The following is a 25,495-nucleotide window of genomic DNA, read 5'->3' as shown; positions in this document are numbered from 1 at the left end:
CCGCATCCAGCAATCGCGAGGAGATCAAGATGCAGACCGAGAACACGACGACCGGCCCGGGGAGCACCTCGGCACAGTCGGGCCGTCCGGGCATCGTCGACAGCGCGCGAGAGGCCGCCCGTCGCGAGATGGACGATGCACGCGAGCGCGTCTCCGGCGCTGCCGACCGGGCGCGCTCCGAGGCGCGGCATGCACGCAGCAGCGTCTCGCGCATCGTGATGGACGAGATGGACAAGAGGAAGGACGAACTCTGCGACAACCTGCACGGCCTCGCGCAGTCGATGCGCAAGGGGGCCGAGGAAGCCGAGCGGCGCGACGATGCGCCGACACCGCCGCGGCTGATCCATCAGGCGATCGACACGCTTGACGATCTTGCCGACCGGATGCGCCATCGCTCGACCGAGGACCTCACCGGCGCGGTCTCGCGCTTCGGCCGCGAGAATCCGGCGCTTTTCGTCGCCGGCGCGCTGTTCGCGGGCCTCGCGCTCGGCCGGTTCCTCGTGTCGTCCTCGTCGCCGCGGCATCAGAGCGACGAGTGGGACGAAGACCGGCGCAGGATGGGCTCGGGCTCCGGCACCCGTGGCGACTTCGGCCGCACGGGGTCAGGCCATGCTGCGTCGAACTACGGTGGGCAGGGCTTCGGCACCGGCTCGGCCCGTGGCGGGCAGGACTTCGGCGACCGGAGCAGGTTCGGCCAGGGTGCGCAGGGCCAGGCCGGCATGGGCCGGACCGGTTCGGGCTACCGCGGGGCGGACGAGTTGCCCTCGGGCACGGGCGTGGCCGGCACGGCGGCAGGTGCGGGCAATCCCTCGGGCCAGGGCACCGGCACGCGCGGTTCGGGAACCGGGGCCTTCGCCGCGTCCGACGGCTCGTCCATGGCCTCCGCCGGCACGGGTTCGGCGGCGGGCCGGATGGGCGAGGGAGAGGCGCGCAACCTCGGCTCGGGCAGCACGTCCGCGACGGGCGGCTCCTCCTCGCCCGACTTCGACAAGATGAAGCGGGGCGTGGGCCAGGCGGGCACGACGGAGGACAAAGATGGAAGCGCCTAAGCGACCGTATGCGGATGACCGGTCCTTCGCCGACCTGCTCGGCGACCTTGTCCGCGATGTCTCGGGCCTCGTGCGCAGCGAGGGCCGGCTTGTCCGGGCCGAGATCGCCGAGGCGGGCCGCAGCGTGGCCGTTGGCGCCGAACTGATCGCCGCCGGCGCCATCCTTCTTCTTGTAGCGCTGATCGTGCTGGTCCAGGCGCTGGTGGTCCTGCTGGCCGAATGGGTCGGGCCCGCCTGGGCCTCGCTGATCGTCGGCGTCGGCCTTGCGGCGATCGGCGGACTGCTGATCGCCCGCGGCCGCAAGGACATGACCGCCGCGCGCCTGGTGCCCGAGCGCACCATCGAACAGACCAGCCGCGACGCGCGGCTTGCACGGGAGCAGATCTGATGACCGACACCCCTGATCACATCGAACGCGAAGTGGAAGAAAACCGCGCCCGGGTCGAAAGCACGCTCGACGCGCTGAAGGAGCGCATGTCGGTCAACCAGCTTGTCGACGACCTTGCGCATTTCGTGGGCGTCGAGGACGTCCGCGGCATCATGCACACCGCCGGGCGGCAGGTGCGCGACAATCCCGTTGCCCTGGGCATGATCGGCCTCGGCCTTGCCTGGCTTGCTTTCGGGGGCGGTTCGTCCTCGGGTCGCCGCAGCGCCCATGACGATGATTGGGACGACCGGCGGCCGGACTGGTCGGGCTCGTCCACCTATGATCCCTATGGCGGCAGCGACTACCGGGACGACCGGCGCGAGGGCGTGTTCTCGAAGGTCAAGCACGCTGTCGGCGACGCCGCGGAGAGCGTGGGCCAGGCGGTGCACTCCGCAGGCGAGAAGGTGTCGGATACCTTCTCCGGCACACGCGAGCGTGCCTCGCACATGCGCGAGGACCTCCACGACCGGGCGGGCCGCCTGCGGGAGGACACCTACCACCGTGCCGGCCAGTGGCGCGACGAGTTGTCCTCGCGCTCCGGCCGCATCGGTGAGCGCGCCGGGGAATGGGCGCACCGCGCCTCGAGCGGGGCCCATCAGGTGCGCGACAGCATGGCCTACCGGATGGAGCAGCAGCCGCTGCTCGTCGGCGCGGCGGCGGTGGCGCTTGGGGCGGTGATCGGCGCCGCGATGCCCCGCACCCGGACCGAGGACCGCTGGATGGGCCGCACCCGCGACCAGCTCTGGGACGAGGCGCGGGCAAGCTCGGCCGAGTTGCGCGAGCGGGCGATGCAGGCCGCGCGGCACACTTATGACGCCGCCGTCGATGCCGCCCGCGACGAGGGTCTGGTTCCCGAGAAGGGCGAGACCATCAGCTCGAAGCTGGGCCGTGTCGCGGAGGCCGCTGCCGCCGAGGCGAAGGCACAGGTCGAGCCGGTGCTGCACCCGTCAGAAGGGAAGTCGCCGGAACAGGTGTCCGGCATGTCGGGGAAAACGGGCGCAGGCAGCAGCAGCACGGGCACCGGCAGCACTGGCTCGGCCAGCACCGGCAGCACGGGGACGAGTGCCGGAACCTTCGGCACGGGCAGCACGGGGACCGGCGTATCGTCCGGAACCGGAGCTTCGGGGTCGGGCAGCAGCAGCGACCCGACGCGCCCGAGCAAGGTGCTGTGATGCGGAACGGGGCGGACCATCGGTCCGCCCCGCTTCCTTGCGACCGCAGGGTATGCCGCGCGATCAGGAATAGATCGGCGGCGTCTGCTCGCCCGGGTCCGGGATGTCCGGATCGCCGGGCTGGATCGGATCGGGATCCGGCATCGGATCCGGATAGGGATTGGGCTCCGGCATCGGATCGGGGTCCGGAGGATCGTTCGGGCCGGCGGCGATCTCGTCTCTCATCTCTGGTCTCCTCTCCCTGGGACGCGGCTGCGTCCCTTCCTTCGTCAAGGCGGCGGGGCGCGGAAATGTTCCGGCTCAGAACCGGCGGCTCAGGCAGGGCGACCCGCCTAGGCCGAACCTCCAGGGCACCTCCGTCGCCCGGCTGAGGCCGATGCGCGGCCCGCAGCGGATCTCATGATGGCCCGCCGGCGGTCCGGGGCGCAACAGGAAGCCCCGGCTGCCGAAGGGCGTCCCGTCATCGGCCAGCGTCAGGCCGAGCGCCTGTCCGATCCGGCCCGGCCCCGAGCAGAGCCGGCGCGGATCGTCGATCCCGCGTCGGGCCGCCATCTGGGGCAGGCCCTCGCTCGGCTCCAGTGCCCGGACCAGCACGGCATGGCCGGGTGCGCAGACCACGTTGAGGCAGAGATGCACGCCATAGGACAGGTAGACATAGGCGCAGCCCGGCGGGCCGAACATCGACGCGTTGCGCGCCGTTGGACCCCGGTAGCTGTGCGAGGCCGGATCGTCCGGGGCATAGGCCTCGGTCTCGACGATGCGCCCGCCGGCCCCCCGCACCTCGAGATGCGCCCCGATCAGGTCCGCCGCGACCGAGGCCGCGTCGCGCGCGAAGAAGGCGGCATCGAACTGCATCAGGGTCCTCCGGTGGCCGACGGAAGGATAACCCGGGATGCGAGGCAGGAAAGGCCCGGAACATTCGCCCCGCGCCTCCGTTCAGTGGCGCCGGCGCCCCTGCGGGCGCCATCCCTTTCACCCATTGACCGAAGGAAGAGTGAAGCATGATGAAATTTCTCGCCGCTGCCGGCCTTCTTGCCTGTGCCGCCCTGCCTGCCCTTGCCCAGAGCGGCGCGGACGGCATGGACCCCAACCGCCCCGTGGCCACCGACACCGGCTCGGGCGCGATGACCGACATCAGCGCGCAGACATGGGCGCCGGCCGTCCGCGAGGTGTTCTTCGCCGACGAGGCGATGACCTCGCTGCGACCCACCGACGAGATGGCGGACCGCTGGGCCGAGCTGGACCCCGAGTCGAAGGCGCAGGCCAAGCGCGACTGCCAGGCCTATCTGATGGACGCAGGCTCGATGGGCGGGGCTTCGTCGGGCGGGCTGGGGGGTGCGGTGACGCCCGATCCGGATGTCGCCACCAATGAGGAACCGGCGGCGCCGGACAATCCTGCTCCGGTCGCGTCGGACACCACGAATTCGTCGAATGCCCCGGCGTCGCCCGGCGATGCGAGCGTCTGGACGCAGGCCTGTTCCTTCGTGACCTCCTTCCAGTCGCAGTGACCCGTCGGCGCGTGCCCGCGGCACGCGCCTGCAGCTTTGCCATCCGGCAGGGCGGGCGCCCGACCCCTCGCGCCGCGGGGCCCGACCCCCGAGCCTGACAAGCGGCCGTCCCGTCCCGGGGCCGTCCCCCTTCCCGTTCAAGGAGATCCCGATGGCTGATGCCAAACCCACCCAACCCGGCAGCTTCGAAGCCCTCGTCTCGGACTACGGTGCAGGTGGAGAATTCCACCAGCATGCCGGAGACGGCGATCCGCGCCTGACGACCGCCCAGGGCGTGACCATCGCCGACAACCAGAACTCGCTGCGGGTCGGCGCGCCCGGCCCCACTGCGCTGGAGGACTTCATCCTTCGGGAAAAGATTTTCCACTTTGACCACGAACGGATTCCGGAGCGCGTCGTGCATGCGCGCGGCTTCGGCGCGCATGGCCTGTTCGAGTGCACCAAGGCGATCCCCGAGATCACCCGCGCGGCGCCCTTCCAGCAGGAGGGCAAGATCACCGAGACCTTCGTCCGCTTCTCGACGGTGGCCGGGTCGAAGGGCTCGGCGGACCTTGCGCGCGATGTCCGGGGCTTCGCGGTCAAGTTCTACACCGATCAGGGCAACTGGGATCTGGTCGGCAACAACATCCCGGTGTTCTTCATCCAGGACGCCATCAAGTTTCCCGACCTCGTGCATGCGGTGAAGCCGGCGCCCGACCGGAACTTCCCGCAAGCCCAGTCGGCGCATGACAATTTCTGGGATTTCATCTCGCTGACGCCTGAAAGCATGCACATGGTCATGTGGCAGATGTCGGATCGCACCATCCCGCGCAGCTTCCGCTTCATGCAGGGCTTCGGCGTCCACACCTTCCGGATGATCAATGCCGAGGGCAGGTCCACCTTCGTCAAGTTCCACTGGAAGCCGAAGCTCGGCCTGCAATCCGTGCTGTGGGACGAGGCGGTGAAGATCAACGGCGCCGACCCCGACCGCCACCGCCGCGACCTGTGGGAGGCGATCTCGGCCGGGGAGTTTCCGGAATGGGAACTCGGGCTTCAGCTGTTCGACGAGGAATTCGCCGACCGCTTCGACTTCGACGTTCAGGACCCGACGAAAATCATCCCCGAGGAACTGGTGCCGCTGACGGTGGTCGGCACGCTGACGCTGGACCGCGTGGTGGACAACTTTTTCGCCGAGACCGAGCAGGTCGCCTTCTGCACCCAGAACGTCATCCCCGGCATCGATTTCACCAATGATCCGCTGCTGCAGGGGCGCAACTTCTCGTATCTCGACACCCAGTTGAAGCGGCTCGGAAGCCCGAACTTCACCAAGCTTCCGGTGAACGCGCCGCGCGGCTGCCCGGTGAACAACTACCAGCAGGACGGCCACATGCAGACCTCGAACCGCAAGGGCCGGGTCAACTACGAGCCGAACGGGTGGGGCCAGGGTCCGCGCGCCCATCCGCTGGAAGGCTACGTGAGCTATGTCGTGCGCGAGGAGGGCGAGAAGCGTCGCCTGCGTCCCGAAAGCTTTGCCGACCACTACAGCCAGGCGCGCCAGTTCTTCCTGAGCCAGACCCCGGTCGAGCAGGGCCACATCCGCGACGCGCTGGTGTTCGAGCTGTCCAAGTGCCAGGAGGTCGACATCCGCGCGCGCGTCGTGGCCCATCTGCGCAACATCGACGAGGGGCTGGCGGAGGCGGTGGCCATGGGTCTCGGCCTGCCGGACCTTCCGCCGCCCGCCCCGGCCGCACGCCCGACCCGGATGGACCTGCCGCCGTCGGATGCGCTGAGCATCCTGAAGAACCCGCCAACCAGCTTCGCGGGCCGGACGGTCGGGGTTCTCGCCGGCGACGGGGTGGAGGCGGGCCTGCTTACCGGGCTCGATGCCGTCCTGGACGCTGAAGGCGCCCAGATGAAGCTGGTCGCACCGCGCATCGGCGGCATCACCGACAGTGCGGGGATGCTGCATCCGGCGGACGAGAGGCTGGGCGGCGGCCCGTCGGTCCTGTTCGACGCGGTGGTCGTTCTGCCGGGACGGGACGCGGCCTTCCTCGCGGCCAATCCCGCCGCGCAGGATTTCCTGACGGACGCCCATGTGCACTGCAAGTTCATCGGCCACAGCGGGGCCGCAGCGCTGATCGAGGCCTGCGCGCTCGGGCCGAAGATGGACGAGGGCTGGATCGAGATCGCGGAAAGCGCCGATCTCGACCGCTTCCTCGAGGCGTGCCGCAGCCTTCGGCACTGGCCGCGCGAGCTGACGCTGGCGGGGAACCCCGAAGCAGACCGGACGTTCAAATCCTGACGCCTTCGGGCAGGAAAGAAAGGGAACGGCAATGGTTCATGCAACGGAAAGCCGGTCATCGACGCTCATGATCGCATCGGCGGTGGTGCTGGGCGCCTTCGGGGCGCTTGCGGTGCGGCACCTGATGCACGGCCGCCGCCCGGACGGATATTCCGACGTCCGCGCGGCTGGTCCCGACGCGATGCGCGATCCGCCCCGCGACTGGGACGAGGTGGACGAGCGGCTCGACGAGTCCTTCCCGGCCAGCGACGCGCCGGGCAATTACTGACGCCCGAGCCCTGCCCGAAGGATGCATTGCCTTCGTCCGATCCGTCTTCCGGGTCGGACGATGCACGCCCGCAGGTGTAGGGCGCGGGGAACAACCCCCTGAGCGGTGCGTTGCACTGCGGGCAAGAAGGGGGGACACATGACCGCATCGGAGCGCGACATGCGCGGGGGCGCAGCCCCTGCATGGGCCGGGGAGAGCAGGATACCGCGCGACCCGCGGCTGGACGGTTCGGTAGGACTGCTGCGCGAGGGATACCGCTTCATCTCGGACCTTTGCGACAGCGCGGGCAGTGACATCGCCAGCACCCGCATCCGCCTGCGCGACGTGATCTGCCTGCGGGGCGGCAGCGCCGTCGGCCTGTTCTACGGCGCCGAGGGGCTGACGCGGGTGGGTGCGATGCCCGGTTCGGTGCTCCACCTGCTGCAGGACCGCGGATCCGTCCAGCAACTCGAGGGGCCGGAGCATCGGCACCGCAAGGCGCTGTTCCTGTCGATCGCCATGGATCGCGCGCGCGTGGCGACACTCATCGAGATCTTCCGGGACGAGTGGCGGGCAGCCCTGCCCGACTGGGAGCGGCAGGAGAGTATCGTCCTCCAGCAGGAGGCGGCCCGCGTCCTGACCCGCGCCGCCTGCCGCTGGACAGGGGTGGAGAACCAGCCGGAAGACCGGCTGGCCGACGAGATCTTCGACATGATCGACAAGGCGGGCAGCTTCGGCCCGCGCAACTGGCTTGCGCAGCTGCGCCGCGTGGGCACCGAACGCCGCCTGTCGCGGCTGGTCGAGAAGGTGCGCGCCGGCGAGGTGGTGCCCGATGCAGCGACCGCGCTGCACGTCATCGCGTTCCACCGCGATGCCGCGGGCGGGATGCTGCCGCCGGAGATCGCCGCGGTAGAGCTTCTGAACATCCTGCGCCCCACCGTGGCCGTCGGCCGCTACATCACCTTCCTCGCGCTCGCCCTGCACCGCGAGGCAACGTGGCGGGAACTCTTCCGCTCCGGCAACCTCGAACTCGCCGGGGATTTCGCCGAGGAGGTGCGCCGGATCTCGCCCTTCTTCCCCTTCACGGCCGCCGTGACGACCCGCCCCCTGCGGTGGGAAGGTCACGACTTGCCGGCGGACCAGTGGCTGATGCTGGACCTTTACGGCACCACCCACGACGCGCGGAACTTCCCCGACCCCCACCGCTTCCGGGCCGAGCGGATGCTGTCCTGGGCCGGGCAGGACGACTGCTTCGTGCCGCAGGGCGGCGGCGACGTGGCCACGACGCACCGCTGCCCCGGCGAGATGATCACGGTCGAACTGATGAAGGAGGCGATCCGCCTGCTTTGCCGGGACATGGACTACGAAGTGCCCGAGCAGGATCTGGGCGTGCGGCTGAACCGCATCCCGGCCCAGCCGCGCAGCGGAATGATCCTCGGCCGGATCCGCTCCCGCACGGGAACAGAGCCTTCCGCCGCCGGTTGACCCTGCAACGGAAGGAGTATCCCATGCTGAAATTCATCGGAGGCACCATCGGCCTCATCTTCATCATCGGCTTGCTGGTGGTCGTCGGACTGCTTGCGCTGATCTTCTGACGACACGCCGGACCGGGCACGTGGCCCGCCCGGACCGCACAAAAGGGCCGCGCCGGGCGCTTGACCGGCCAGCCCTGTTCTTCTGACGGCGGGGTCGCAACGGGCGCCTGATGGTTCCCGGTCTACCGACAGCAGGTATCGCGCCGCGCGACTGACCCTTCCGGCGGCAGGGTCGCGCCGGGCGCTCGACGTTCCCCAAGGGTCCGGCTGCAGGGTCGCGCCGGGAGAGTCCGTCCCGATCCTCCGACCGCAGGGCCGCGCGGCATCAGCCCCAGTCGAGGACGACCTTGCCGCTCGACCCCTCGCGCATCGCGGCGAAGCCTTCGGCGAAGCGCTCGACCGGGAAGCGGTGGGTGATCACCTTGCGGATGTCGAGGCCGTTTTCCAGCATTGCGATCATCTTGTACCAGGTCTCGAAGATCTCGCGGCCATAGACGCCCTTGATGGTCAGCGCCTTGAAGACGATGCGGCTCCAGTCCACCGGGCTGCGGCCGGGCGGGATGCCGAGCATGGCGATCCGGCCGCCCATCACCATGGCCTCGACCATCTGGTCGAAGCCGGCGGGCGCCCCCGACATCTCCATGCCGACGTCGAAGCCCTGCACGATCTTCAGCCCCTGCATGACCTCGCGCAGGTCGTCCTGCGCCACGTTCACCGGCACCACGTCCGCCACCTCGGCCGCCAGCCGCAGCCGCGCGGGGTTCACGTCGGTGATCACCACATGTCGCGCCCCCACATGACGCGCGACCGCCGCCGCCATGATGCCGATGGGGCCCGCGCCCGTGATCAGCACATCCTCGCCCACCAGATCGAAGCTGAGCGCGGTGTGCACGGCATTGCCGAGCGGATCGAGGATGGCGCCGATCTCGTCATCGATGCTGTCGGGCAGCGGCACCACGTTGAAGGCGGGCAGCCGCAGGTAGTCGGCGAAGGCGCCGGGCACATTCACCCCTATCCCCCGCGTCTCGGGATCTAGATGGAAGCGCCCCGCCCGGACCTGACGCGAGTGGTGGCCGATCAGGTGCCCCTCGCCCGAGCAGCGCTGCCCGACCTTCAGGTCGTCCACGTCGCGGCCGACCTCGACGATCTCGCCCGCGAATTCGTGCCCCGTCACCAGTGGCACCGGCACCGTCCGCGCCGCCCATTCGTCCCAGTTCCAGATGTGGACGTCCGTGCCGCAGATCCCGGTCTTGCGGACCCGGATCAGCACCTCGTCGTGACCGATCTCGGGCGTCGGGCGCTCCTCCATCCACAGGCCCGGCTCGGGCTTCGACTTCACCAGCGCACGCATTAGATCACCCCCACCGCCGTGCCCGCCTCGCGGAACGCCGCGAGCGCGAATTCCAGATCCTCGCGCGTCAGCGCCGCGTTCATCTGCGTGCGGATCCTCGCCTGCCCCTTCGGAACCACGGGGAAGAAGAAGCCCGAGACATAGACCCCGCGGTCGTAAAGCGCCGCCGCCATGTCCTGCGCCAGTTGCGCCTCGCCCAGCATCACCGGGATGATCGGATGCTCGCCCGGCAGAAGGCGGAAGCCTGCCTCGGTCAGGCCCGCCCGCCAGAAGGAAGCATTGTCGAAGAGCCGCGCGCGCAGATTGTCCGCCGCCTCGACCAGATCGAGCGCGGCGATGCCCGCCACCACCACGGCGGGCGGCAGCGCGTTCGAGAAGAGGTAGGGTCGCGCCCGCTGCCGGAGCAGGTCGATCACCGGCTGCGGCCCCGCCACATAGCCGCCGATCGCGCCGCCAAGCGCCTTGCCGAGCGTCCCGGTCAGGATATCGACGCGCACCCCGTGGTGGGCGGGCGTGCCGCGGCCCTGTGGCCCCATGAAGCCGGTGGCATGGCAGTCGTCAACCATCACCATCGCGCCGAACCGCTGGGCCAGATCCACGATCTCGGGCAGCTTCGCCAGATAGCCGTCCATCGAGAACACGCCATCGGTGGCGATCAGGATGTGCCGCGCCCCGTCGTCGCGCGCCTGCCGCAGTTGCGCCTCGAGATCGGCCATGTCGGAGTTGGCGTAGCGGTAGCGCCGCGCCTTGCAGAGCCTGATGCCGTCGATAATGCTCGCATGGTTCAGCGCGTCCGACACCACCGCATCCTCGGGGCCGAGCAGCGGCTCGAAGAGGCCGCCGTTCGCGTCGAAGCAGGCGGCGAAAAGGATCGCGTCGTCCATGTCCAGGAACCGCGCAAGGCGCGCCTCCAGCTCGCGATGGATGTCCTGCGTGCCGCAGATGAAGCGCACCGAGGCCATGCCGTAGCCGTGCTCGTCCATGCCCCGCTTCGCGGCCGCGATCAGCGCGGGATGGTCGGCGAGCCCGAGGTAGTTGTTGGCGCATAGGTTGACGAGTTCGCGACCCGCGACCCGCACCCGCGCCCCCTGTGGCGACAGGATCGGCCGCTCCCGCTTCGTCAGCCCCTCGGCCTCGATGCCGGCCAGCACCTCCTTCAGATGTCCGAGGAAGTCCGCTCGTCCCGTCATGTTCCCACCCCTCCTGCCGCGCCGGATCGCGGCTCAGGTTCCGCAGAAGGTGCGATAGCGCGAGCCGAAATCTGCGGGCGCCGGCAGCGCATGGGCCTCGAGCCCCGGCCGCTCGGTGAAGGGATCGGCCAGCACCTCCAGCAGGGTGTCGAACGGCCCCATGTCGCCTGCAAGCGCCGCGGCCAGCGCCTGCTCGACCTTGTGGTTGCGCGGGATGTAGAGCGGGTTCGCCGCCGCCATCCGCTCCGCGGCATCCGGCGCCAGCCGCGCGCGCCACCTTGGCAGCCACGCATCGAGCGCCGAGGCGTCACGGAACAGCGGGCGAAGCATCCCCGCATCGGCCACCGCATCCGACAGCCGCCGGAAGGTCAGCGTCCAGTCGGCGCCCTGCGCCTGCATCGCCGCCAGCAGATCCTCGGCCAGCGTCCCGTCGCCCGGCTCCTCGCCCGCCAGCCCCAGCTTGGCCCGCATGCCCGCCAGCCAGTGCCGGCGATACCGCGCGCCCACCGTCTCCAGCACCTCGGTCGCCTTCGTCACCGCACGCTGCGGATCGGGGTCGAGCAGCGGCAGCAGCGCCTCGGCCAGCCGCGCGAGGTTCCAGCCCAGGACCAGCGGCTGGTTGCCATAGGCATACCGGCCCTGCAGGTCGATCGAGGAATAGACCGTGGCGGGGTCATAGGCCTCCATGAAGGCGCAGGGGCCATAGTCGATGGTCTCGCCCGAGATCGCCATGTTGTCGGTGTTCATCACGCCGTGGATGAAGCCCACCAGCATCCAGCGCGCAACCAGTGCCGCCTGCGCCTCGACCACCGCTTCGAAGAAGGCGAGCGGCTGCTCGGGCGCCGCGGCCAGTTCGGGATAATGCCGCGCGATGGCATAGGCGGTCAGCTGGCGGACCTTGGCCTCGTCGCCGCGGGCGGCGAAGAACTGAAACGTGCCCACGCGGATGTGGCTGGCGGCCACGCGCGTCAGGACCGCGCCGGGCAGCTCCCCCTCCTGCCGCAGGATGGTCTCGCCCGTGGTCACCGCGGCCAGCGCCCGGGTGGTCGGGATGCCCAGCGCGTGCATCGCCTCGCCAATCAGATATTCCCGCAGCACCGGGCCCAGTGCCGCCTTGCCGTCAGCCCCGCGCGAGAACGGCGTCCGGCCCGACCCCTTCAGCTGGATGTCGCGCCGCCGCCCGTTCCGGTCGGTCACCTCGCCGATCAGCAGCGCCCGCCCGTCGCCCAGTTGCGGAGAGAAGCCGCCGAACTGGTGCCCGGCATAGGCCTGCGCCAGCGGATGCGCCCCCTCGGGCAGGGCGTTGCCGGAAAAGATCCCTGCGCCCTCGCGGGCCAACAGATCGGGATCAAGGCCAAGCTCCTCCGCCAGCCCGCGGTTCAGGCGCAACAGGCGCGGCGCCGGCGCTGCCGAGGCGCGCCAGTCCACGTAGAAGCCCGGAAGGTCCCGCGCATAGCTGTTGTCGAAGATGAAGGTCATAAGTTCCCGCCGAAGATCCCTTTTTCAGGATATGGCTGTCCGGCAGGCGAGAGCAAGCACCACATCAGCCGGACCGTCGCTTTGCGATTGTCATTGCGAGATCGTGACGCCCTTGCGCTGTGGCAGCCGGACATTGCCGGATCGCGGTGCATGAGGAGCTTCGGGCGCCGGGAACAGACTGCCGGCACCTGGCCGAGTTGTTGGGGCAACCCGAGAGGGCATTCTGCGGACGCTCCGGCCATGGCAGATGCGGCCCGCAGGAGATCGCGGAGACGGTGCGGGATCCGTGTTCGCGCACGGCCGCCCGTCCCGGCGGCCGGTCCACCACCACGCGACCGAGGAAGGCCCCCGGACCCGCCCTCCTGCCGGGACGGCGTGACCGTCAGCGGACGAGGCGAAGCACGCGGGCCGCCGGCCGCCCAGCGGCATGCACCGGAAGCTCGTCGAGCAGGCGCTTCTGCACATCGGCCACCGCGCATTCGCGCCGCAGGACGTCCGGCAGGCAGGCGCCGCACAGGCCAAGCAACGCGCCCACCGCGGCCGGCACCAGCTTTTCCTCGCGCGGGGAGAGCACGCCGTCCATCAGCCCACCCGTCCCAATCGCCAGAACTGCCGACAGCACCACGAAACTGCCCGACAGGATGATCACGGCGCGCCGATAGGCCAGGGCGCGTTCGACCAGACGGCGGGTGAAGCGGTGGCGCCGGATCGGGTCGATCCGTTCCCACCCCCGCTCGGGAACCGGCGCGCCCGCCCTCAGCACCAGGGCAGCCGCCATCATCGGCAGGACGAGGATCAGCGGCGGGATGAGTTCGTCCAGCGTATGCGCCGGCACCAGCGCACCGAAGAGCAGTGCGAGCCCGACGACGGTTGCGGTGGGAAGCAGGCGATGCATCGGTACTCCTTGGGCTGGTGGAAGTTCGAAACCTGCGATCGGAGGAGACCTGAGTCAAATGACGGAGGTGTGTTTCGGCACGATCCTGCCGGAGCGGAGCCGAAAGGTCGGAGCGGGCCGGCCGCAACAGCCGAAGCCGAGGGGGCCGGAGTGGACCTGCTGGTCTCAGCGGACGTGCCGGAGCGGATGGACGGGCCGGAACGGACTGGTCGGAGTGGAGGGATTCGAACCCCCGACATCCTGCTCCCAAAGCAGGCGCGCTACCAGACTGCGCTACACTCCGCCGAGGTCTTCCTATCGCGTCGGCTGCCGGATGGGAAGGGTCAGTCGCAGGGCCAGGCCGCGGTGGATGGGTCCAGTGCCGGATGCCGCAACACGCTGCCCGGCACGATCCCGAGCCGACCGGCCAGCCCGCCGTTGATCTCGAGCACGCTCTGGATGCCCTCGCCGCCCCGGATCGGCGTCAGGTCACGGGGGACGGCGTTCGCATGCACCGACTTCACCGTGCCATCGGGGCTCGCGAAGATCATGTCGAGCGGGATCAGCGTGTTGCGCATCCAGAAGCTGGCCACCTGGGGCGCGTCGAACAGGAAGAGCATTCCCGCCGAGCGCGGCAGACTTTCGCGGAACATCAGCCCCCTGGCGCGTTCGGCGGGTGTGTCGGCCAGTTCCACGCTGAAGCGCACTGCCGTGCCGCCCGGCGTCCTGACCTCGACCGCGTCGGCCCGGCAGTCCGCCGAGGCCATCGCGGGCAGAAGGGCCAGCACAATGCCGAATGCCGCCCTCAGCCCTCCAGCTGATGCTGCCGCGCCGCTGCTTCCCACGAGACCACCTGCACCGCCATGCGCCCGCGCCGCCCCTCGATGATGCGCAGCGCCACCGCCTCGCCCGCCGCAAGGTCGGCAAAGCCCGACATGCGAAGGACCTCGACATGGATGAAGACATCCTCGGGCCGGCCGAAGACGTTGGCAAAGCCGAAGCCCTTGCCCTTGTCGAACCACTTGACGCGACCGGGCTCGAGCGGGCGCGAGGCGATCTCCTCGGGGCTCGTGGCTTCGCTGTCCTCGCTCAGATGGAAGGCCGTGCCGGCGGGGGGCTCGATCTGCATGACCTCGACGGCCTGCACGCCGCGCTGGGTGCTCTGGACCTTGACCGTGATCCCGGCCCCGTCGGCGACCGAGCTCTGGCCGTAGTTCCGCAGGACGTTGGCGTGAAGCAGGATATCGGCTCCATTGTCCTCGGTCACGATGAACCCGAAGCCTTTTGCCGGATCGAACCATTTCACACGGCCATGCACGACCTGCAGAGCCTTTTCGTCTTCAACCATTCCAGAGCTGTCCCCAGATGAGCCCGTCGACTGAAAGTAGTGCCGTCAATCCTCCGGCGGATTCAAGTGGAAATTATCACTGGCATCTGAACCTTTCATTCGCGAAGCGCGAAACTTCACGGATGCAGACGGTCGATGCTCCAGTCCTCCGAGGGGCTTGCCCGACGCCACCGGAAGCGGTCGTGCAGGCGGAAGGCCCCGTCGGCCCAGAACTCGATCTCCAGCGGCAATATCCTGAAACCACCCCAGAACGCGGGACGCGGCGGGTTTGTTCCGAACCGCGCGGTGACCTTGCCGACCTCGGCCATCAGGCTGGCGCGCGAGGCCAGCGGCCGGCTCTGCTGCGAGGCCCAGGCGCCCAGCCGGCTCTTGAGCGAGCGCGAGGCGTAGTAGGCGTCGGCCTGCGACCCCTCCTCGCGCTCGACCAGCCCGCGGACCCGGATCTGGCGGCGCAGCGACTTCCAGTGCAGCACGAACGCGGCCTTGCCCGCGGTGGCGATCTCCTCGGCCTTGGCCGAGCCGTAGTTGGTGTAGAAGACGAAGCCCGCCTCCTCGATCTCCTTCAGCAGCACCATGCGCACGTTGGGCAGTCCCGCGGCATCCACCGTCGCCAGTGCGATCGCGTTGGCGTCGTTCGGCTCGACCGGCTCGGCCTCGGCGAGCCAGGCCCGCGCGATGGCGAAGGGGTCGTCCCCCGCGAAGATGCCAGACCTGTCCATGCCGCCTCCCCCGGGCTTGCGTGGCCGCTCCGCCACCTGCGTCGGCCGACCCTAGTGCCGTGCGCCGGGGTCGGCAATATCCGCCGCATCCTGCCGCACTTGATGCATGCCCGCCGATGCCCTAAACCTCGCGCACACCACGGAGACAATAACGAGGGACAGCCGATGGCGAACGGACTGCTGGCAGGCAAGCGCGGCCTCATCATGGGACTCGCGAATGACAAGTCCATCGCCTGGGGCATCGCGAAATGCTGCGCCGACCACGGCGCGACGCTGGCCTTCTCCTACCAGGGCGAGGCGCTGAAGAAGCGGGTCGAACCGCTCGCGGCCTCGATCGGGGCGACCGAGATGGTGGAGTGCGACGTCGCCGACGAAGGCTCGCTCGACCGGCTGTTCGACCGGCTGAAGGAGGTCTGGGGCACGCTGGACTTCGTGGTCCATGCCATCGGCTTCTCGGACAAGACCGAGCTGCGCGGCCGCTACGTCGACACCTCGGCTGCGAACTTCCGCATGACGATGGACATCTCGGTCTATTCCTTCACCGCGGTCTGCCAGCGCGCCGCGGCCATGATGCCGGAGGGCGGCAGCCTGCTCACGCTGTCCTACTACGGCGCCGAGAAGGTGATGCCGCACTACAACGTCATGGGCCTCGCCAAGGCGGCGCTGGAAACCTCGGTCCAGTATATCGCCGAGGACCTGGGCAAGGACGGCATCCGCGTGAACGCGATCTCGGCCGGTCCGATCAAGACGCTGGCGGCCTCGGGCATCGGCGATTTCCGCTACATCATGAAGTGGAACGAGCTGAACTCGCCGCTGCGCCGGAACGTGACGCAGGAGGAGGTGGGCAAGGCCGCGCTCTACCTGCTGTCGGATCTGGGCTCGGGCACCACCGGCGAGGTGCTGCATGTCGATGCCGGCTATCACGTCGTGGGCATGAAGGCGGTGGACGCGCCCGACATCGACGCCGTGACCGGCCGCAAGGACGGCTGAGGTGCTCGCCGCCTTCGCGGCCGCCTGGTTCATCCACCTGCTTGCCGCCATGAGCCCCGGCCCCGCGACGCTCATGACCGCGCGCGTGGGCATGACCGAGGGGCTGCGGGCCGGAGTGCCCCTGTCGGTCGGGATCGCCGCAGGCGCGCTCACCTGGGCGGCAGCGGCCCTCTCGGGGCTGGCGCTCCTGTTCGAACTGGCCCCGGCGCTTCTCGCGACGCTCAAGATCGTCGGCGCGCTCTACCTGATCTGGGTGGCGATCCACATGTGGCGCGATGCGGACCGGCCGTTCGACCTCGGGACCGGGCCGCAGGCGCCGCGCAGCGCGGCCTCTGCCTTCCTGCGCGGCCTGCTGGTGCAATACGCCAATCCCAAGGCCGCCCTCTTCTTCTCGGCGGTCTTCGTCGGTACCATCCCGCCCGAAGCGCCGGGCTGGGCCGTCGCGCTGATGCTTGTCGCGATCTTCGTCAACGAGCTGGCCTGGAACCTGATCGTCGCCCGCGTTTTCTCCTTTGAGCGGGCGCGCAGCGGATATATCAGCCTCAAATCCGTCATCGACCGCAGCTTCGGCGGGCTGCTGGGTGCCTTGGGGCTGAAGCTCGCCGCGTTCTAGGAGACCACCATGAGAGAGCGCCTTCCGCACGAGAAAGGCTTCCACGTCAGCTGGGACCAGATCCACCGCGATGGGCGGGCGCTGGCGTGGCGGCTGGACGGCCGTGGCCCCGACAACGGCTCGTGGCGCGCGGTGGTGGGAATCACCCGTGGGGGGCTGGTGCCGGCGATGATCGTCAGCCGCGAGCTCGACATCCGCGTGGTCGATACGATCAGCGTGAAAAGCTACAACCACCAGTCGCAGACCCAGCCGCAGGTCATCAAGGCGCCGCAGGCCGATCTGATGGGCGACGGCACCGGGATTCTTGTCGTCGATGACCTCGTCGACAGCGGCAAGACTCTGGAGCTGGTGCGCAGGCTTTACCCCAAGGCGCATTTCGCCACCGTCTATGCCAAGCCCTCGGGCAAGCCGATGGTGGACACCTACATCACCGAGGTGAGCCAGGACACCTGGATCTTCTTCCCCTGGGACATGGCGCTGCAATACGTCGAGCCGTATCGCGGCCGCGACTGATCCCGCCTGCAAGGGCCCGCGCCCGGACGGAGTTGCCGATGACCCTGCCGCTGAACCCCGCGATGGCCGCCACCTTCCCGCCCCCCGTGATGGAGGCGCGGCGCTGGATCGAGGGCGTGACCTTCCCGCACGACCGCCCGCTGATCAACGTGAGCCAGGCCGCGCCGGTCGATCCGCCGCCGCGGGCCCTGCGCGAGGCGCTGGCCGAGGCCGCGCTGAACGATCCGCAGGCGCATCGCTACGGGGCGGTGCTGGGGCTGCCCGCGCTGCGCGAGGAGATTGCGGGGCAATGGTCGCAGGCCTATGCCGGCAGGATCGAGCCGTCGCAGGTCGCCATCACCCAGGGCTGCAACCAGGCGTTCTGCGCGATCATGGCGACCATCGCCGGACCGGGCGACGAGGTGATCCTGCCCACGCCGTGGTATTTCAACCACAAGATGTGGCTCGACATGCAAGGGGTGGCCGCCGTTCCGCTGCCGACGGGTCCGATGCTCATCCCGGACGCCGAACGCGCCGCGGCTCTCGTGACGCCGCGCACCCGCGCCATCGTCCTCGTGACGCCGAACAACCCTGGGGGCGTCGAATATCCGGCGGCGACGCTGGCAGCGTTCCGCGACCTCTGCCGCGAGCGCGGCCTCGCGCTGATCGTGGACGAGACCTACCGCGACTTCGACAGCCGCAGCGGCGCACCGCACGAGCTGTTCGCCGACCCGGAGTGGAGCGAGGTGCTCGTGCATCTCTACTCCTTCTCCAAGGCCTATCGGCTGACCGGACACCGCGTCGGCGCCATCGTCGCAGCAGCGCCACGGCTGGCGGAGGTCGAGAAGTTCCTCGACACGGTGGCGATCTGCCCGAGCCAGCTTGGCCAGATCGGCGCGCTCTGGGGCATGCGGAACCTTGCGCAATGGGTGGCGGGCGAACGGGCCGAGGTCCTGGCGCGGCGCACCGCGGTGACGGGCGGCTTCTCGGCGCTGCAGGGCTGGCAGCTGCTCGGCTGCGGCGCCTATTTCGCTTATGTGGAGCATCCCTTTGCGACCCCCTCCGACGCGCTTGCGAAACGTCTGGTGCATGAGGCGGGCGTGCTGATGCTGCCGGGCACGATGTTCCAGCCCGAAGGCTCCGAGGAGGGCCGGCGCCAGCTGCGCATCGCCTTCGCCAACATCGACACCGCCGGCATCGCGGAGCTCTTCGCCCGTCTGGCCGCGCTGGCGCGCTGACCGCGCCTGCCCCTGCTTCTGCCATTTACCGCCCCGGCGGATGCGGGGCCTTTTCCCACGCCCGTCCGTTCGCTATATCGGCGCGATGTCGCAGAACCCGCCCAACCTCCGCCCCGACCTCGCGCCCCGCCTGGTGATCGACAGCCCGCGCCGCGAGGGTCAGCCGACCATCGGCATGGTCTCGCTCGGCTGCCCCAAGGCGCTGGTGGACAGCGAGCGCATCCTGACCCGGCTCCGCGCCGAGGGCTATGCGATCTCGCCGGACTATTCCGGCGCGGATGCGGTGATCGTGAACACCTGCGGGTTCCTCGACAGCGCGAAGGCCGAAAGCCTCGACGCGATCGGCGAGGCTTTGCGCGAGAACGGTCGCGTGATCGTGACCGGCTGCCTCGGGGTCGAGCCCGACTATATCACAGGGGCGCATCCGAAGGTGCTGGCTGTGACCGGCCCGCATCAGTACGAGCAGGTTCTGGACGCGGTGCACGCGGCGGTGCCGCCCTCGCCCGATCCGTTCGTGGACCTGCTGCCGGCCACCGGCGTTCGCCTCACGCCGCGCCATTTCAGCTATCTCAAGATCTCCGAGGGCTGCAACCACGCCTGCCGGTTCTGCATCATCCCCGACATGCGCGGAAAGCTTGTCAGCCGCCCGGAACGCGCGGTCCTGCGCGAGGCCGAGAAGCTGGTCGAGGCCGGGGTGCGCGAGCTTCTGGTCATCAGCCAGGACACCAGCGCCTATGGCACCGACTGGAAGGGCGAGACGCGGTTTCCGATCCTGCCTCTGGCGCGCGAACTGGGGCAGCTCGGCGCCTGGGTCCGGATGCACTATGTCTATCCCTACCCCCATGTGCGCGAGCTGATCCCGCTGATGGCCGAGGGGCTGATCCTGCCCTACCTCGACATCCCGTTCCAGCACGCCCACCCGGACGTGCTGAAACGCATGGCGCGCCCGGCCGCGGCAGCCCGCACGCTGGACGAGATCGCCGCGTGGCGGCGCGACTGCCCCGACATCACGCTGCGCTCGACTTTCATCGTAGGCTATCCCGGCGAGACCGAGGCCGAGTTCCAGACCCTGCTCGACTGGCTCGACGAGGCGCAGCTCGACCGCGTGGGTTGCTTCCAGTATGAGAATGTCGCGGGTGCGCGCTCCAACGCGCTGCCCGACCACCTGCCCGACGAGGTGAAGCAGGACCGTTGGGACCGCTTCATGCAGAAGGCGCAGGCGATTTCCGAGGCGAAGCTGGCGGCCAAGGTGGGCCACCGGCTCGAGGTCATCGTGGACGAGGTGGACGCCGAGGGCGCCACCTGCCGCACGAAGGCGGACGCCCCCGAGATCGACGGCAACCTGTTCATCGACAACGGTTTCGAAGGCCTCGCCCCCGGTGACATCCTGACGGTCGAGGTCGAGGAAGCGGGCGAATACGACCTGTGGGGCAGGCCCGTCTGAGGGCTGGCCGCCTCAGATCCAGTAGGGCGGGATGCCGTAATAGTTGTAGGTCGCCGCGCTCCACGCCCGGTCGTCGCGCCAGTCGTCGCCGCGGGGCGGTGCGCCTTCCAGTTGCTCGCGCGTGATGTCGGTCACGAATCCGCCCAGGGCTGGATCGTAGCTGAGCTTCTTCCACGGAATCGGATGGTGATCCTCACCCATGCCGAGGAACCCTCCGAATCCCATCACGGCATAGGCGATCAGGCCGGACTGCTTGTCGATCATCAGGTGGTCGATGTGTCCCAGATGATCGCCCGCCGGGCTGTAGACGGCGGTGCCGTTGACATCGGAACTCGAGACCATGCTGCTCGAGACGGTGGCTGTGTGCGGGGTCATGTCGATGCCTCCTGCTGAACCGCGCCAAGACGGCGCGTCCGCAGGAAAACGATCCGCACCGCGGCGTTGTTCCCCGCCACCGGGCCGGCCGGGGTCAGGACGCCAGCGCTTCGATCTCGGCCTTGTTGCGGCAGAACGCCGGCAGCGTGGCCGAGCGTGCGCAGTGCGACAGCCAGCCGGTGCAGGCATCCGAAGCCGTGCAGGTCTGGCAGCGGTCCACCATCTCGGCCAGTTCCGCCCGGCTGAGCCAGCCCTCGATCACCGCGCCGGTCAGGTTCACACCCGCCACCCGCGCCATGCCGCGGGTCAGCGACCAAGCCCTCGGCGCCTCGACATAACCGATCATGCGATCCTCCTCAGGAACGTCCCGGGGCGACCATCCTGCGCGGCAGGCCCGGGAGCCATGATGCAGATCAAGCCTACCAGCGGCTGACGTAGCCAAAGCCTTCGGCCGCCCGCCGCACCACCTCGATGCGCTGAGCATTGGGCGGGTGGCTGCCGAGGAAGGTGTCGCCCGGGTCGGGCAGACGCGTGAAGAACATCGCGCCATGCACCGGGTCATAGCCCGCCAGGATCGCGATCTCGGTGCCGAGCCCATCGGCCTCGAGTTCGAAGTTCTTCGAGAAGCTGCGCGCCCCGACGGTTGCGCCCATCTGCTGGACAGAGCGGATCGTGTCGACGCTTGCACCGCCCATCTGCGCGATCACCCCGGCCAGCACGGCGCCGGTCATCGCCGTCTCGCGCTGGCGGGGGATGTGGCCAAGGATGTGGTGCGCCGTCTCGTGCCCGACCACGAAGGCCAGCTCGTCCACGTTGCGCGCATCGGCCAGCAGAGCCAGCGTCAGGCCGATAACCGGCCTACCCTGATCGTCCAGCGTCTGGAAGGCGTTGGGATCCTCGCCGGGCCGCGTGTCCACGACGATCTGGAAATCGCAGGGCACGCCGCGCGTGCGCTCGCGGCAGATGCCCTCGGCCACCGGCTCGACACGGGCGACGACGCCGGCAAAGGCCCATTGCGCCTCTGCCGCGTTCCGGATCGGGCCGGGGTCCGGCGCGGGCGCGATCACGGGCACGCCTGCGCCCGGATATCCCGCCACCGGCTCCATCGGTGGGGCGGCGCAGCCCGCCAGCAGAAGAAGGATGGCGGCACTGCCGATCCGGCTCATTCCTCACCTCGTCCTGAACCCGGGCGAACCTTAGCAGAACGGATGGCAGGCGGAAGAGGCTGTCACGGAAAGGTGCAGCCCTTGAGGTTGCGCCCCGCCTGCCCTAGCATCGCCCCATGTTCACCATCGAGCACGACTTCGACGCGACCGTCATCACCCTCATCGACGAGGGCGCCGCGCATCTGCAGGAAGACGTCACGATCTGCGCCTTCGAGGATGCGGTCACCCTGGAACAGCTCGACCCGCGGCGGGACGAGGTGATCCGGCTCACGCTCTCGATGGCGCAGCTGCGCGACCTTGCTGCCGCGCTGAACCTGCCGGAAGGCAGCTACCGGCTGGCAGGCAAGGACGACTAGGCGGACAGTCGGCCGGCCATCGCGACCAGCCGCGCGGCCTGATGCGAGATCGAGGCCCGGGCGGCCTCGTCGAATTCGGCGCCCTGCGTGTGGCTGTAGCCGTAGGGGTTGCCGCCCGTCCTGTAGATCGCGGGGTCCGTGTAGCCCGGGGCCACGATCACCGCCCCCCAATGCAGGAAGGTGGTGTAAAGGCCGAGGATCGTCGCCTCCTGCCCGCCATGCGCGTTCTGCGCCGAGGTCATGGCGCTCGCCGCCTTGTCGGCCAGCTTGCCCTGCGACCAGAGCCCGCCCAGCGTGTCGATGAAGGCGCGGACCTGGCTGGGCGCCTGCCCGAAGCGCGTGGGAGCCGAGAACAGGTAGGCGTTGGCCCATTCCATGTCAGCCGGTGTCGCAGCAGGGATCTGCCCGGCCCGTTCGACCTGCGCCTTCCACGCCTCCTGCCCGGCGATCACCGACTCGGGTGCGGTTTCGGCGATCCTCAGCAGTCGAACCTCGGCGCCGGCCTCGCGCCCGGCCTCGGCGGCGATTTCGGCCATGCGGTGATTGGTGCCGTAGGTCGAGTAGAACAGGACGGCAAGCTTGACGGTCATGGGGGCCTCCTCGGATGGGTGGGGATCAGGATAGCGCGGGGGCGGCCGCCGCCCATCCCCTGCCCGCGCGCCGGCGCTGTGCATCGCTGCACGAAACCGGCCGCGCGGTGCATTGTGCCGTGCCGCCGCCTCTGGCACTCTCGCCCGAAAACGGGAACCCGGCACATGATCCCCATTCTGACGTTGACGCTGAACCCGGCGATCGACCTTGCGGCGGATGTCCCCGAGGTTCGCCCGGGCATCAAGCTGCGCTGCACCGAGCCGCGGGTCGATCCCGGCGGCGGCGGGCTGAACGTCAGCCGCGCGATCCGCATTCTCGGCGGGCAGAGCACCGCCTTCGTGGCGCTGGGCGGCAACCTCGGCGGGCGGCTCGCGGCGCTGGTGGCGGCGGCGGGGATCGAGATGGTGGCCTTCGCAGGCCCCGGCGAGACGCGCGAAAGTCTCACGGTGACGGAAACCTCGACCGGGCAGCAGTTCCGCTTCATGCTGCCCGGCGCACCCTGGAGCCGCACCCGGGTCGAGGCGGCGCTGGCGCGGATCGACAGGGCGGTGCCCGAGGGCGGGATGGTCGTGCTGTCGGGTTCGCTGCCGCCGGGCGTGCCGGCGGATTTTCCCGCCATGGTCTCGAACCTCCTTGGCCAGCGCGCGAAGCTTCTGGTGGATACCTCGGGCGCCCCGCTCGCGCATCTTGCGGCCGGAGGCGTTCCCGATCTCGACATCCTGCGCATGGACGATACCGAGGCGGCAAGCCTTGCCGGTCACCCGCTCGAGGGGCTGACCGAAACGGCCGACTTTGCCTCGCATCTCGTGTCGCGCGGGGTGGCGGAATGCGTGATCATCGCCCGCGGCCCGGACGGCTCGGTTCTGGCCGATGCGCGCGGCCGCTGGCATTCGCGCTCAGCCCCGGTGGCGCTGGTCAGCGCCGTAGGGGCTGGCGACACCTTCGTGGGCGCCTTCGTGCTGGCGATGGCGCGCGGAGAGCCGCCGGAGGTCGCGCTTGCCCATGGCGTGGCCGGGGCGGCGGCCGCGGTGATGACCGAAGCCACGGAACTCTGCCATCGCAACGATTTCGAGTCCCTCCTGCCCTCCTGCACGGCCGTGCCGATCTGAACCGGCCCGCCGGTGCCATTCACGAAGCGCGAATGGCACGGGCGGGAAAGGCCGGGCGGCACGTCCGGCGCTGCGTCACGCCCGGCTCACACAGTCAAGTGCCGCTTCGGCGCGATCACGCGAAGGGCCAGAGGGGTCGCGCCCTCAGCCGCCGTCGCGCCAGCGGTTCACGATCGGGTAGCGCCGGTCGAGCCAGAATGCCCGCCGAGTGAGCCGCGTGCCCGGCGCCGACTGGAATCGCTTGTATTCGCTGAGGAAGATCAGCCGCTCCACCTTCCGGACGGTGTCCGCATCGAAGCCCATGGCCACCAGATCGGCCAGGCTGTCCTCGCGGTCGACCAACCCTTCAAGGATAGCGTCGAGCGTGCCGTAGGGCGGCAGGCTGTCCTCGTCCTTCTGGTCCGGCCGCAGCTCGGCCGAGGGCGGCTTGTCGATCACCCGCGGCGGGATCACCTCGCCCGCCGGCCCCAGCATCCACGGCCGGTGGTGGGTGTTGCGCCAGCGGCAGGTCTGGAACACCCGCGTCTTGTAGAGATCCTTGATCGGATTGTAGCCGCCGTTCATGTCGCCGTAGATCGTGCAGTAGCCCACCGCGACCTCGGACTTGTTGCCGGTCGTCAGCAGCATCTCGCCGAACTTGTTCGACAGCGCCATGAGCAGAAGGCCGCGCAGCCGGCTCTGGATGTTCTCCTCGGTGATGCCCGGTGCCGTGCCCGCGAACAGCGGCGCCAGCGCCTCGCCCACCGCCTCCTGCGGGCCGGTGATCGGCACCTCGTCCAGCCGGCAGCCAAGGGCGCGTGCCACCGCCGCCGCATCCTCGAGCGAGGCGCGCGAGGTGTAGCGCGAGGGCAGCATCACGCAACGCACCGCCTCCGGCCCCAGCGCATCCACCGCGATGGCCGCCACCAGCGCGGAATCCACGCCGCCCGAGAGGCCCAGCACCACGCGCGAGAAGCCGCTTTTCCGCAGGTAGTCGCGCATGGACAGAACCATCGCGTGATAGTCGGCCTCCCACAGGTCGGGCTGCGCCACGATCGCCTGCTGGCCTGCGCGCCAGCCCTCGGGCGTTTCGGTGAAGTCGATGTGGACCAGCGCCTCCTCGAAGGCGGGAAGTTGCGCCATCAGGCGGCCGCCGGGGTTCAGCACGAAGGAGGCGCCGTCGAACACCTGATCGTCCTGCCCGCCCACCATGTTCAGGTAGACGAGCGGCAGGCCGGTCTCGATCACCCGGCTGACCATCAGGTTCACCCGCACGTCGAGTTTCTCGCGGTGATAGGGCGAGCCGTTCGGCACCAGCAGGATCTCCGCACCGGTCTCGGCCAGCGTCTCGCAGACGTCGGGGTGCCAGCTGTCCTCGCAGATCGGGATGCCGATGCGCAGCGGCCCGACCCGGCAGGGGCCGTGCACCTCGCCCGAGGAGAACAGGCGCTTCTCGTCGAAGACCTCGGCATTCGGCAGGTGATGCTTGAAGACGGTCGCGGTCACGCGCCCGCCGTCGAGCACGTAATAGGCGTTCATCAGCCGCCCCTCCCGCAGGCAGGGGCCGCCGATGCCGATGGCGGGACCGTCGGCGCAGTCGGCCGCAAGCCGCTCGATGGTCGCCATCGTGTCGCGCAGGAAGGCCGGGTGCATGACCAGATCCTGCGTCTGGTAGCCGGTCAGGAACATCTCGGTCAGCGCCACCATCCGCGAGCCGGCCTCGCGCGCCGCCTGCCACGCCCCCCGCGCCAGCGCCGCGTTGCCCGCAAGGTCTCCGACCGTGGGGTTCAACTGCGCGAGGGTGAGGCGGAAGCGTTCTGTCATCATCCTGATCCGTCTGCGGGCGCGGCTCACGCGGGTTTGGGTTGTCTTCTACCAGACTGCGAGGCAAGGAAAAGGCGATAGCGGCCGAGGCGCTTGTCAGCCGGAGGAGCAGCCTCTACGCTTTGCCCCCGGCCGGCC

28 protein-coding genes and 1 tRNA gene are annotated in these 25,495 nt (G+C 69.6%); 14 read left to right on the top strand and 15 right to left on the bottom strand.

What is annotated here, in order from left to right:
* Positions 1-29: 29 nt before the first annotated feature.
* From CK951_RS21575 to CK951_RS05605, 3 genes are read left to right on the top strand one after another with little or no spacing between them, the layout of a single operon-like run.
* Positions 30-1,049, top strand: coding sequence for a hypothetical protein (locus CK951_RS21575; protein ID WP_232520685.1), 1,020 nt, complete (start codon positions 30-32; stop codon positions 1,047-1,049).
* Entirely contained in the window at positions 1,036-1,437 is a 402-nt protein-coding gene (locus CK951_RS05610; RefSeq protein WP_096785221.1) for a phage holin family protein, read from the top strand. Before CK951_RS21575 ends, CK951_RS05610 begins: the two co-directional genes overlap by 14 nt.
* Positions 1,437-2,648: a DUF3618 domain-containing protein gene (locus CK951_RS05605; protein ID WP_096785220.1), complete on the top strand. Its 1,212-nt coding sequence runs from the start codon at positions 1,437-1,439 to the stop codon at positions 2,646-2,648. Before CK951_RS05610 ends, CK951_RS05605 begins: the two co-directional genes overlap by 1 nt.
* A gap of 63 nt (positions 2,649-2,711) precedes the next feature.
* Here CK951_RS05605 and CK951_RS05600 read toward each other — a convergent pair whose 3' ends face one another.
* Positions 2,712-2,873, bottom strand: a complete 162-nt coding sequence (locus CK951_RS05600) for a hypothetical protein (RefSeq protein ID WP_096785219.1) — start codon at positions 2,871-2,873, stop codon at positions 2,712-2,714.
* Positions 2,874-2,948: 75 nt separating this feature from the next.
* Positions 2,949-3,503 carry a DNA-3-methyladenine glycosylase gene (locus CK951_RS05595; RefSeq protein WP_096785218.1) on the bottom strand — a complete coding sequence of 185 codons (555 nt, stop codon included), beginning with the start codon at positions 3,501-3,503 and terminating at the stop codon, positions 2,949-2,951.
* A 146-nt stretch (positions 3,504-3,649) separates the two neighbouring features.
* Here CK951_RS05595 and CK951_RS05590 point away from each other — a divergent pair, with 146 nt between their 5' ends.
* The 4 genes from CK951_RS05590 (at position 3,650) to CK951_RS05575 (ending at position 8,169) form a co-directional block, all read left to right on the top strand.
* Positions 3,650-4,156, top strand: coding sequence for a hypothetical protein (locus CK951_RS05590; protein WP_096785217.1), 507 nt, complete (start codon positions 3,650-3,652; stop codon positions 4,154-4,156).
* Between the two features lie 151 nt (positions 4,157-4,307).
* The gene (locus tag CK951_RS05585) at positions 4,308-6,437 is read left to right on the top strand and encodes a catalase (RefSeq protein ID WP_096785216.1); all 2,130 of its coding nucleotides are present in this window, start codon (positions 4,308-4,310) and stop codon (positions 6,435-6,437) included.
* 31 nt (positions 6,438-6,468) lie between these two features.
* Positions 6,469-6,705: a hypothetical protein gene (locus CK951_RS05580; protein ID WP_096785215.1), complete on the top strand. Its 237-nt coding sequence runs from the start codon at positions 6,469-6,471 to the stop codon at positions 6,703-6,705.
* A gap of 138 nt (positions 6,706-6,843) precedes the next feature.
* Positions 6,844-8,169 (top strand): cytochrome P450, encoded by a 1,326-nt coding sequence (locus CK951_RS05575; RefSeq protein ID WP_232520684.1) that lies wholly within the window; start codon positions 6,844-6,846, stop codon positions 8,167-8,169.
* Between the two features lie 375 nt (positions 8,170-8,544).
* Here the strand turns inward: CK951_RS05575 and tdh are convergent, their stop codons facing one another.
* The 8 genes from tdh to pdxH all read right to left on the bottom strand — a co-directional run bounded on the left by tdh (position 8,545) and on the right by pdxH (position 15,180).
* On the bottom strand, positions 8,545-9,570 hold the full coding sequence (gene tdh, locus CK951_RS05570; RefSeq protein ID WP_096785214.1) for an L-threonine 3-dehydrogenase: 1,026 nt from the start codon (positions 9,568-9,570) through the stop codon (positions 8,545-8,547).
* A complete protein-coding gene (locus CK951_RS05565) occupies positions 9,570-10,760 on the bottom strand; it encodes a glycine C-acetyltransferase (RefSeq protein WP_096785213.1) in 1,191 nt (396 codons plus the stop codon). The genes tdh and CK951_RS05565 overlap by 1 nt, the downstream gene beginning before the upstream one ends.
* A gap of 33 nt (positions 10,761-10,793) precedes the next feature.
* A complete protein-coding gene (locus tag CK951_RS05560) occupies positions 10,794-12,239 on the bottom strand; it encodes a YdiU family protein (protein ID WP_096785212.1) in 1,446 nt (481 codons plus the stop codon).
* A 382-nt stretch (positions 12,240-12,621) separates the two neighbouring features.
* Positions 12,622-13,134 carry a hypothetical protein gene (locus tag CK951_RS05555; protein WP_096785211.1) on the bottom strand — a complete coding sequence of 171 codons (513 nt, stop codon included), beginning with the start codon at positions 13,132-13,134 and terminating at the stop codon, positions 12,622-12,624.
* Positions 13,135-13,340: 206 nt separating this feature from the next.
* A tRNA-Pro gene (locus tag CK951_RS05550) sits at positions 13,341-13,417 on the bottom strand.
* Positions 13,418-13,457: 40 nt separating this feature from the next.
* The gene (locus CK951_RS05545; protein ID WP_096785210.1) at positions 13,458-13,901 is read right to left on the bottom strand and encodes a DUF192 domain-containing protein; all 444 of its coding nucleotides are present in this window, start codon (positions 13,899-13,901) and stop codon (positions 13,458-13,460) included.
* A 17-nt stretch (positions 13,902-13,918) separates the two neighbouring features.
* Positions 13,919-14,461 carry a cold-shock protein gene (locus tag CK951_RS05540; RefSeq protein ID WP_096785209.1) on the bottom strand — a complete coding sequence of 181 codons (543 nt, stop codon included), beginning with the start codon at positions 14,459-14,461 and terminating at the stop codon, positions 13,919-13,921.
* Between the two features lie 116 nt (positions 14,462-14,577).
* The gene (gene pdxH, locus CK951_RS05535) at positions 14,578-15,180 is read right to left on the bottom strand and encodes a pyridoxamine 5'-phosphate oxidase (RefSeq protein ID WP_096785208.1); all 603 of its coding nucleotides are present in this window, start codon (positions 15,178-15,180) and stop codon (positions 14,578-14,580) included.
* A gap of 165 nt (positions 15,181-15,345) precedes the next feature.
* Between pdxH and fabI the strand changes: the two genes are divergently transcribed.
* The 5 genes from fabI (at position 15,346) to rimO (ending at position 19,957) form a co-directional block, all read left to right on the top strand.
* Complete coding sequence (fabI, locus tag CK951_RS05530; RefSeq protein ID WP_096785207.1) at positions 15,346-16,170, top strand: enoyl-ACP reductase FabI; 825 nt, start codon at positions 15,346-15,348, stop codon at positions 16,168-16,170.
* A gap of 49 nt (positions 16,171-16,219) precedes the next feature.
* A complete protein-coding gene (locus tag CK951_RS05525; RefSeq protein WP_096787170.1) occupies positions 16,220-16,783 on the top strand; it encodes a LysE family translocator in 564 nt (187 codons plus the stop codon).
* 9 nt (positions 16,784-16,792) lie between these two features.
* Positions 16,793-17,296, top strand: a complete 504-nt coding sequence (gene gpt / locus CK951_RS05520; protein WP_096785206.1) for a xanthine phosphoribosyltransferase — start codon at positions 16,793-16,795, stop codon at positions 17,294-17,296.
* Between the two features lie 38 nt (positions 17,297-17,334).
* Entirely contained in the window at positions 17,335-18,513 is a 1,179-nt protein-coding gene (locus tag CK951_RS05515; protein ID WP_096785205.1) for an aminotransferase, read from the top strand.
* Between the two features lie 85 nt (positions 18,514-18,598).
* Positions 18,599-19,957, top strand: coding sequence for a 30S ribosomal protein S12 methylthiotransferase RimO (rimO, locus tag CK951_RS05510; protein WP_198402406.1), 1,359 nt, complete (start codon positions 18,599-18,601; stop codon positions 19,955-19,957).
* Positions 19,958-19,969: 12 nt separating this feature from the next.
* Here the strand turns inward: rimO and CK951_RS05505 are convergent, their stop codons facing one another.
* From CK951_RS05505 to CK951_RS05495, 3 genes are all read right to left on the bottom strand, one after another.
* Positions 19,970-20,332, bottom strand: a complete 363-nt coding sequence (locus tag CK951_RS05505; RefSeq protein ID WP_096785204.1) for a PRC-barrel domain-containing protein — start codon at positions 20,330-20,332, stop codon at positions 19,970-19,972.
* A 94-nt stretch (positions 20,333-20,426) separates the two neighbouring features.
* Complete coding sequence (locus CK951_RS05500; protein ID WP_096785203.1) at positions 20,427-20,678, bottom strand: DUF6455 family protein; 252 nt, start codon at positions 20,676-20,678, stop codon at positions 20,427-20,429.
* A gap of 73 nt (positions 20,679-20,751) precedes the next feature.
* Positions 20,752-21,498, bottom strand: coding sequence for a M48 family metallopeptidase (locus tag CK951_RS05495; RefSeq protein ID WP_096785202.1), 747 nt, complete (start codon positions 21,496-21,498; stop codon positions 20,752-20,754).
* Positions 21,499-21,614: 116 nt separating this feature from the next.
* Here CK951_RS05495 and CK951_RS05490 point away from each other — a divergent pair, with 116 nt between their 5' ends.
* Complete coding sequence (locus CK951_RS05490) at positions 21,615-21,854, top strand: hypothetical protein (RefSeq protein ID WP_096785201.1); 240 nt, start codon at positions 21,615-21,617, stop codon at positions 21,852-21,854.
* Here CK951_RS05490 and wrbA read toward each other — a convergent pair.
* On the bottom strand, positions 21,851-22,444 hold the full coding sequence (gene wrbA, locus CK951_RS05485) for an NAD(P)H:quinone oxidoreductase (RefSeq protein ID WP_096785200.1): 594 nt from the start codon (positions 22,442-22,444) through the stop codon (positions 21,851-21,853). The two genes, CK951_RS05490 and wrbA, sit on opposite strands and share 4 nt — an antisense overlap.
* Positions 22,445-22,609: 165 nt before the next feature.
* Here wrbA and CK951_RS05480 point away from each other — a divergent pair, with 165 nt between their 5' ends.
* Positions 22,610-23,554: a 1-phosphofructokinase family hexose kinase gene (locus CK951_RS05480; RefSeq protein WP_096785199.1), complete on the top strand. Its 945-nt coding sequence runs from the start codon at positions 22,610-22,612 to the stop codon at positions 23,552-23,554.
* 144 nt (positions 23,555-23,698) lie between these two features.
* Here the strand turns inward: CK951_RS05480 and CK951_RS05475 are convergent, their stop codons facing one another.
* A complete protein-coding gene (locus tag CK951_RS05475) occupies positions 23,699-25,357 on the bottom strand; it encodes an NAD+ synthase (RefSeq protein WP_096787168.1) in 1,659 nt (552 codons plus the stop codon).
* Between the last annotated feature and the right edge of the window lie 138 nt (positions 25,358-25,495).

This window comes from Rhodobacter sp. CZR27, from assembly GCF_002407205.1.
Classification (GTDB): domain Bacteria; phylum Pseudomonadota; class Alphaproteobacteria; order Rhodobacterales; family Rhodobacteraceae; genus Cereibacter_A.
This window is presented reverse-complemented; position numbering and strand designations above follow the sequence as displayed.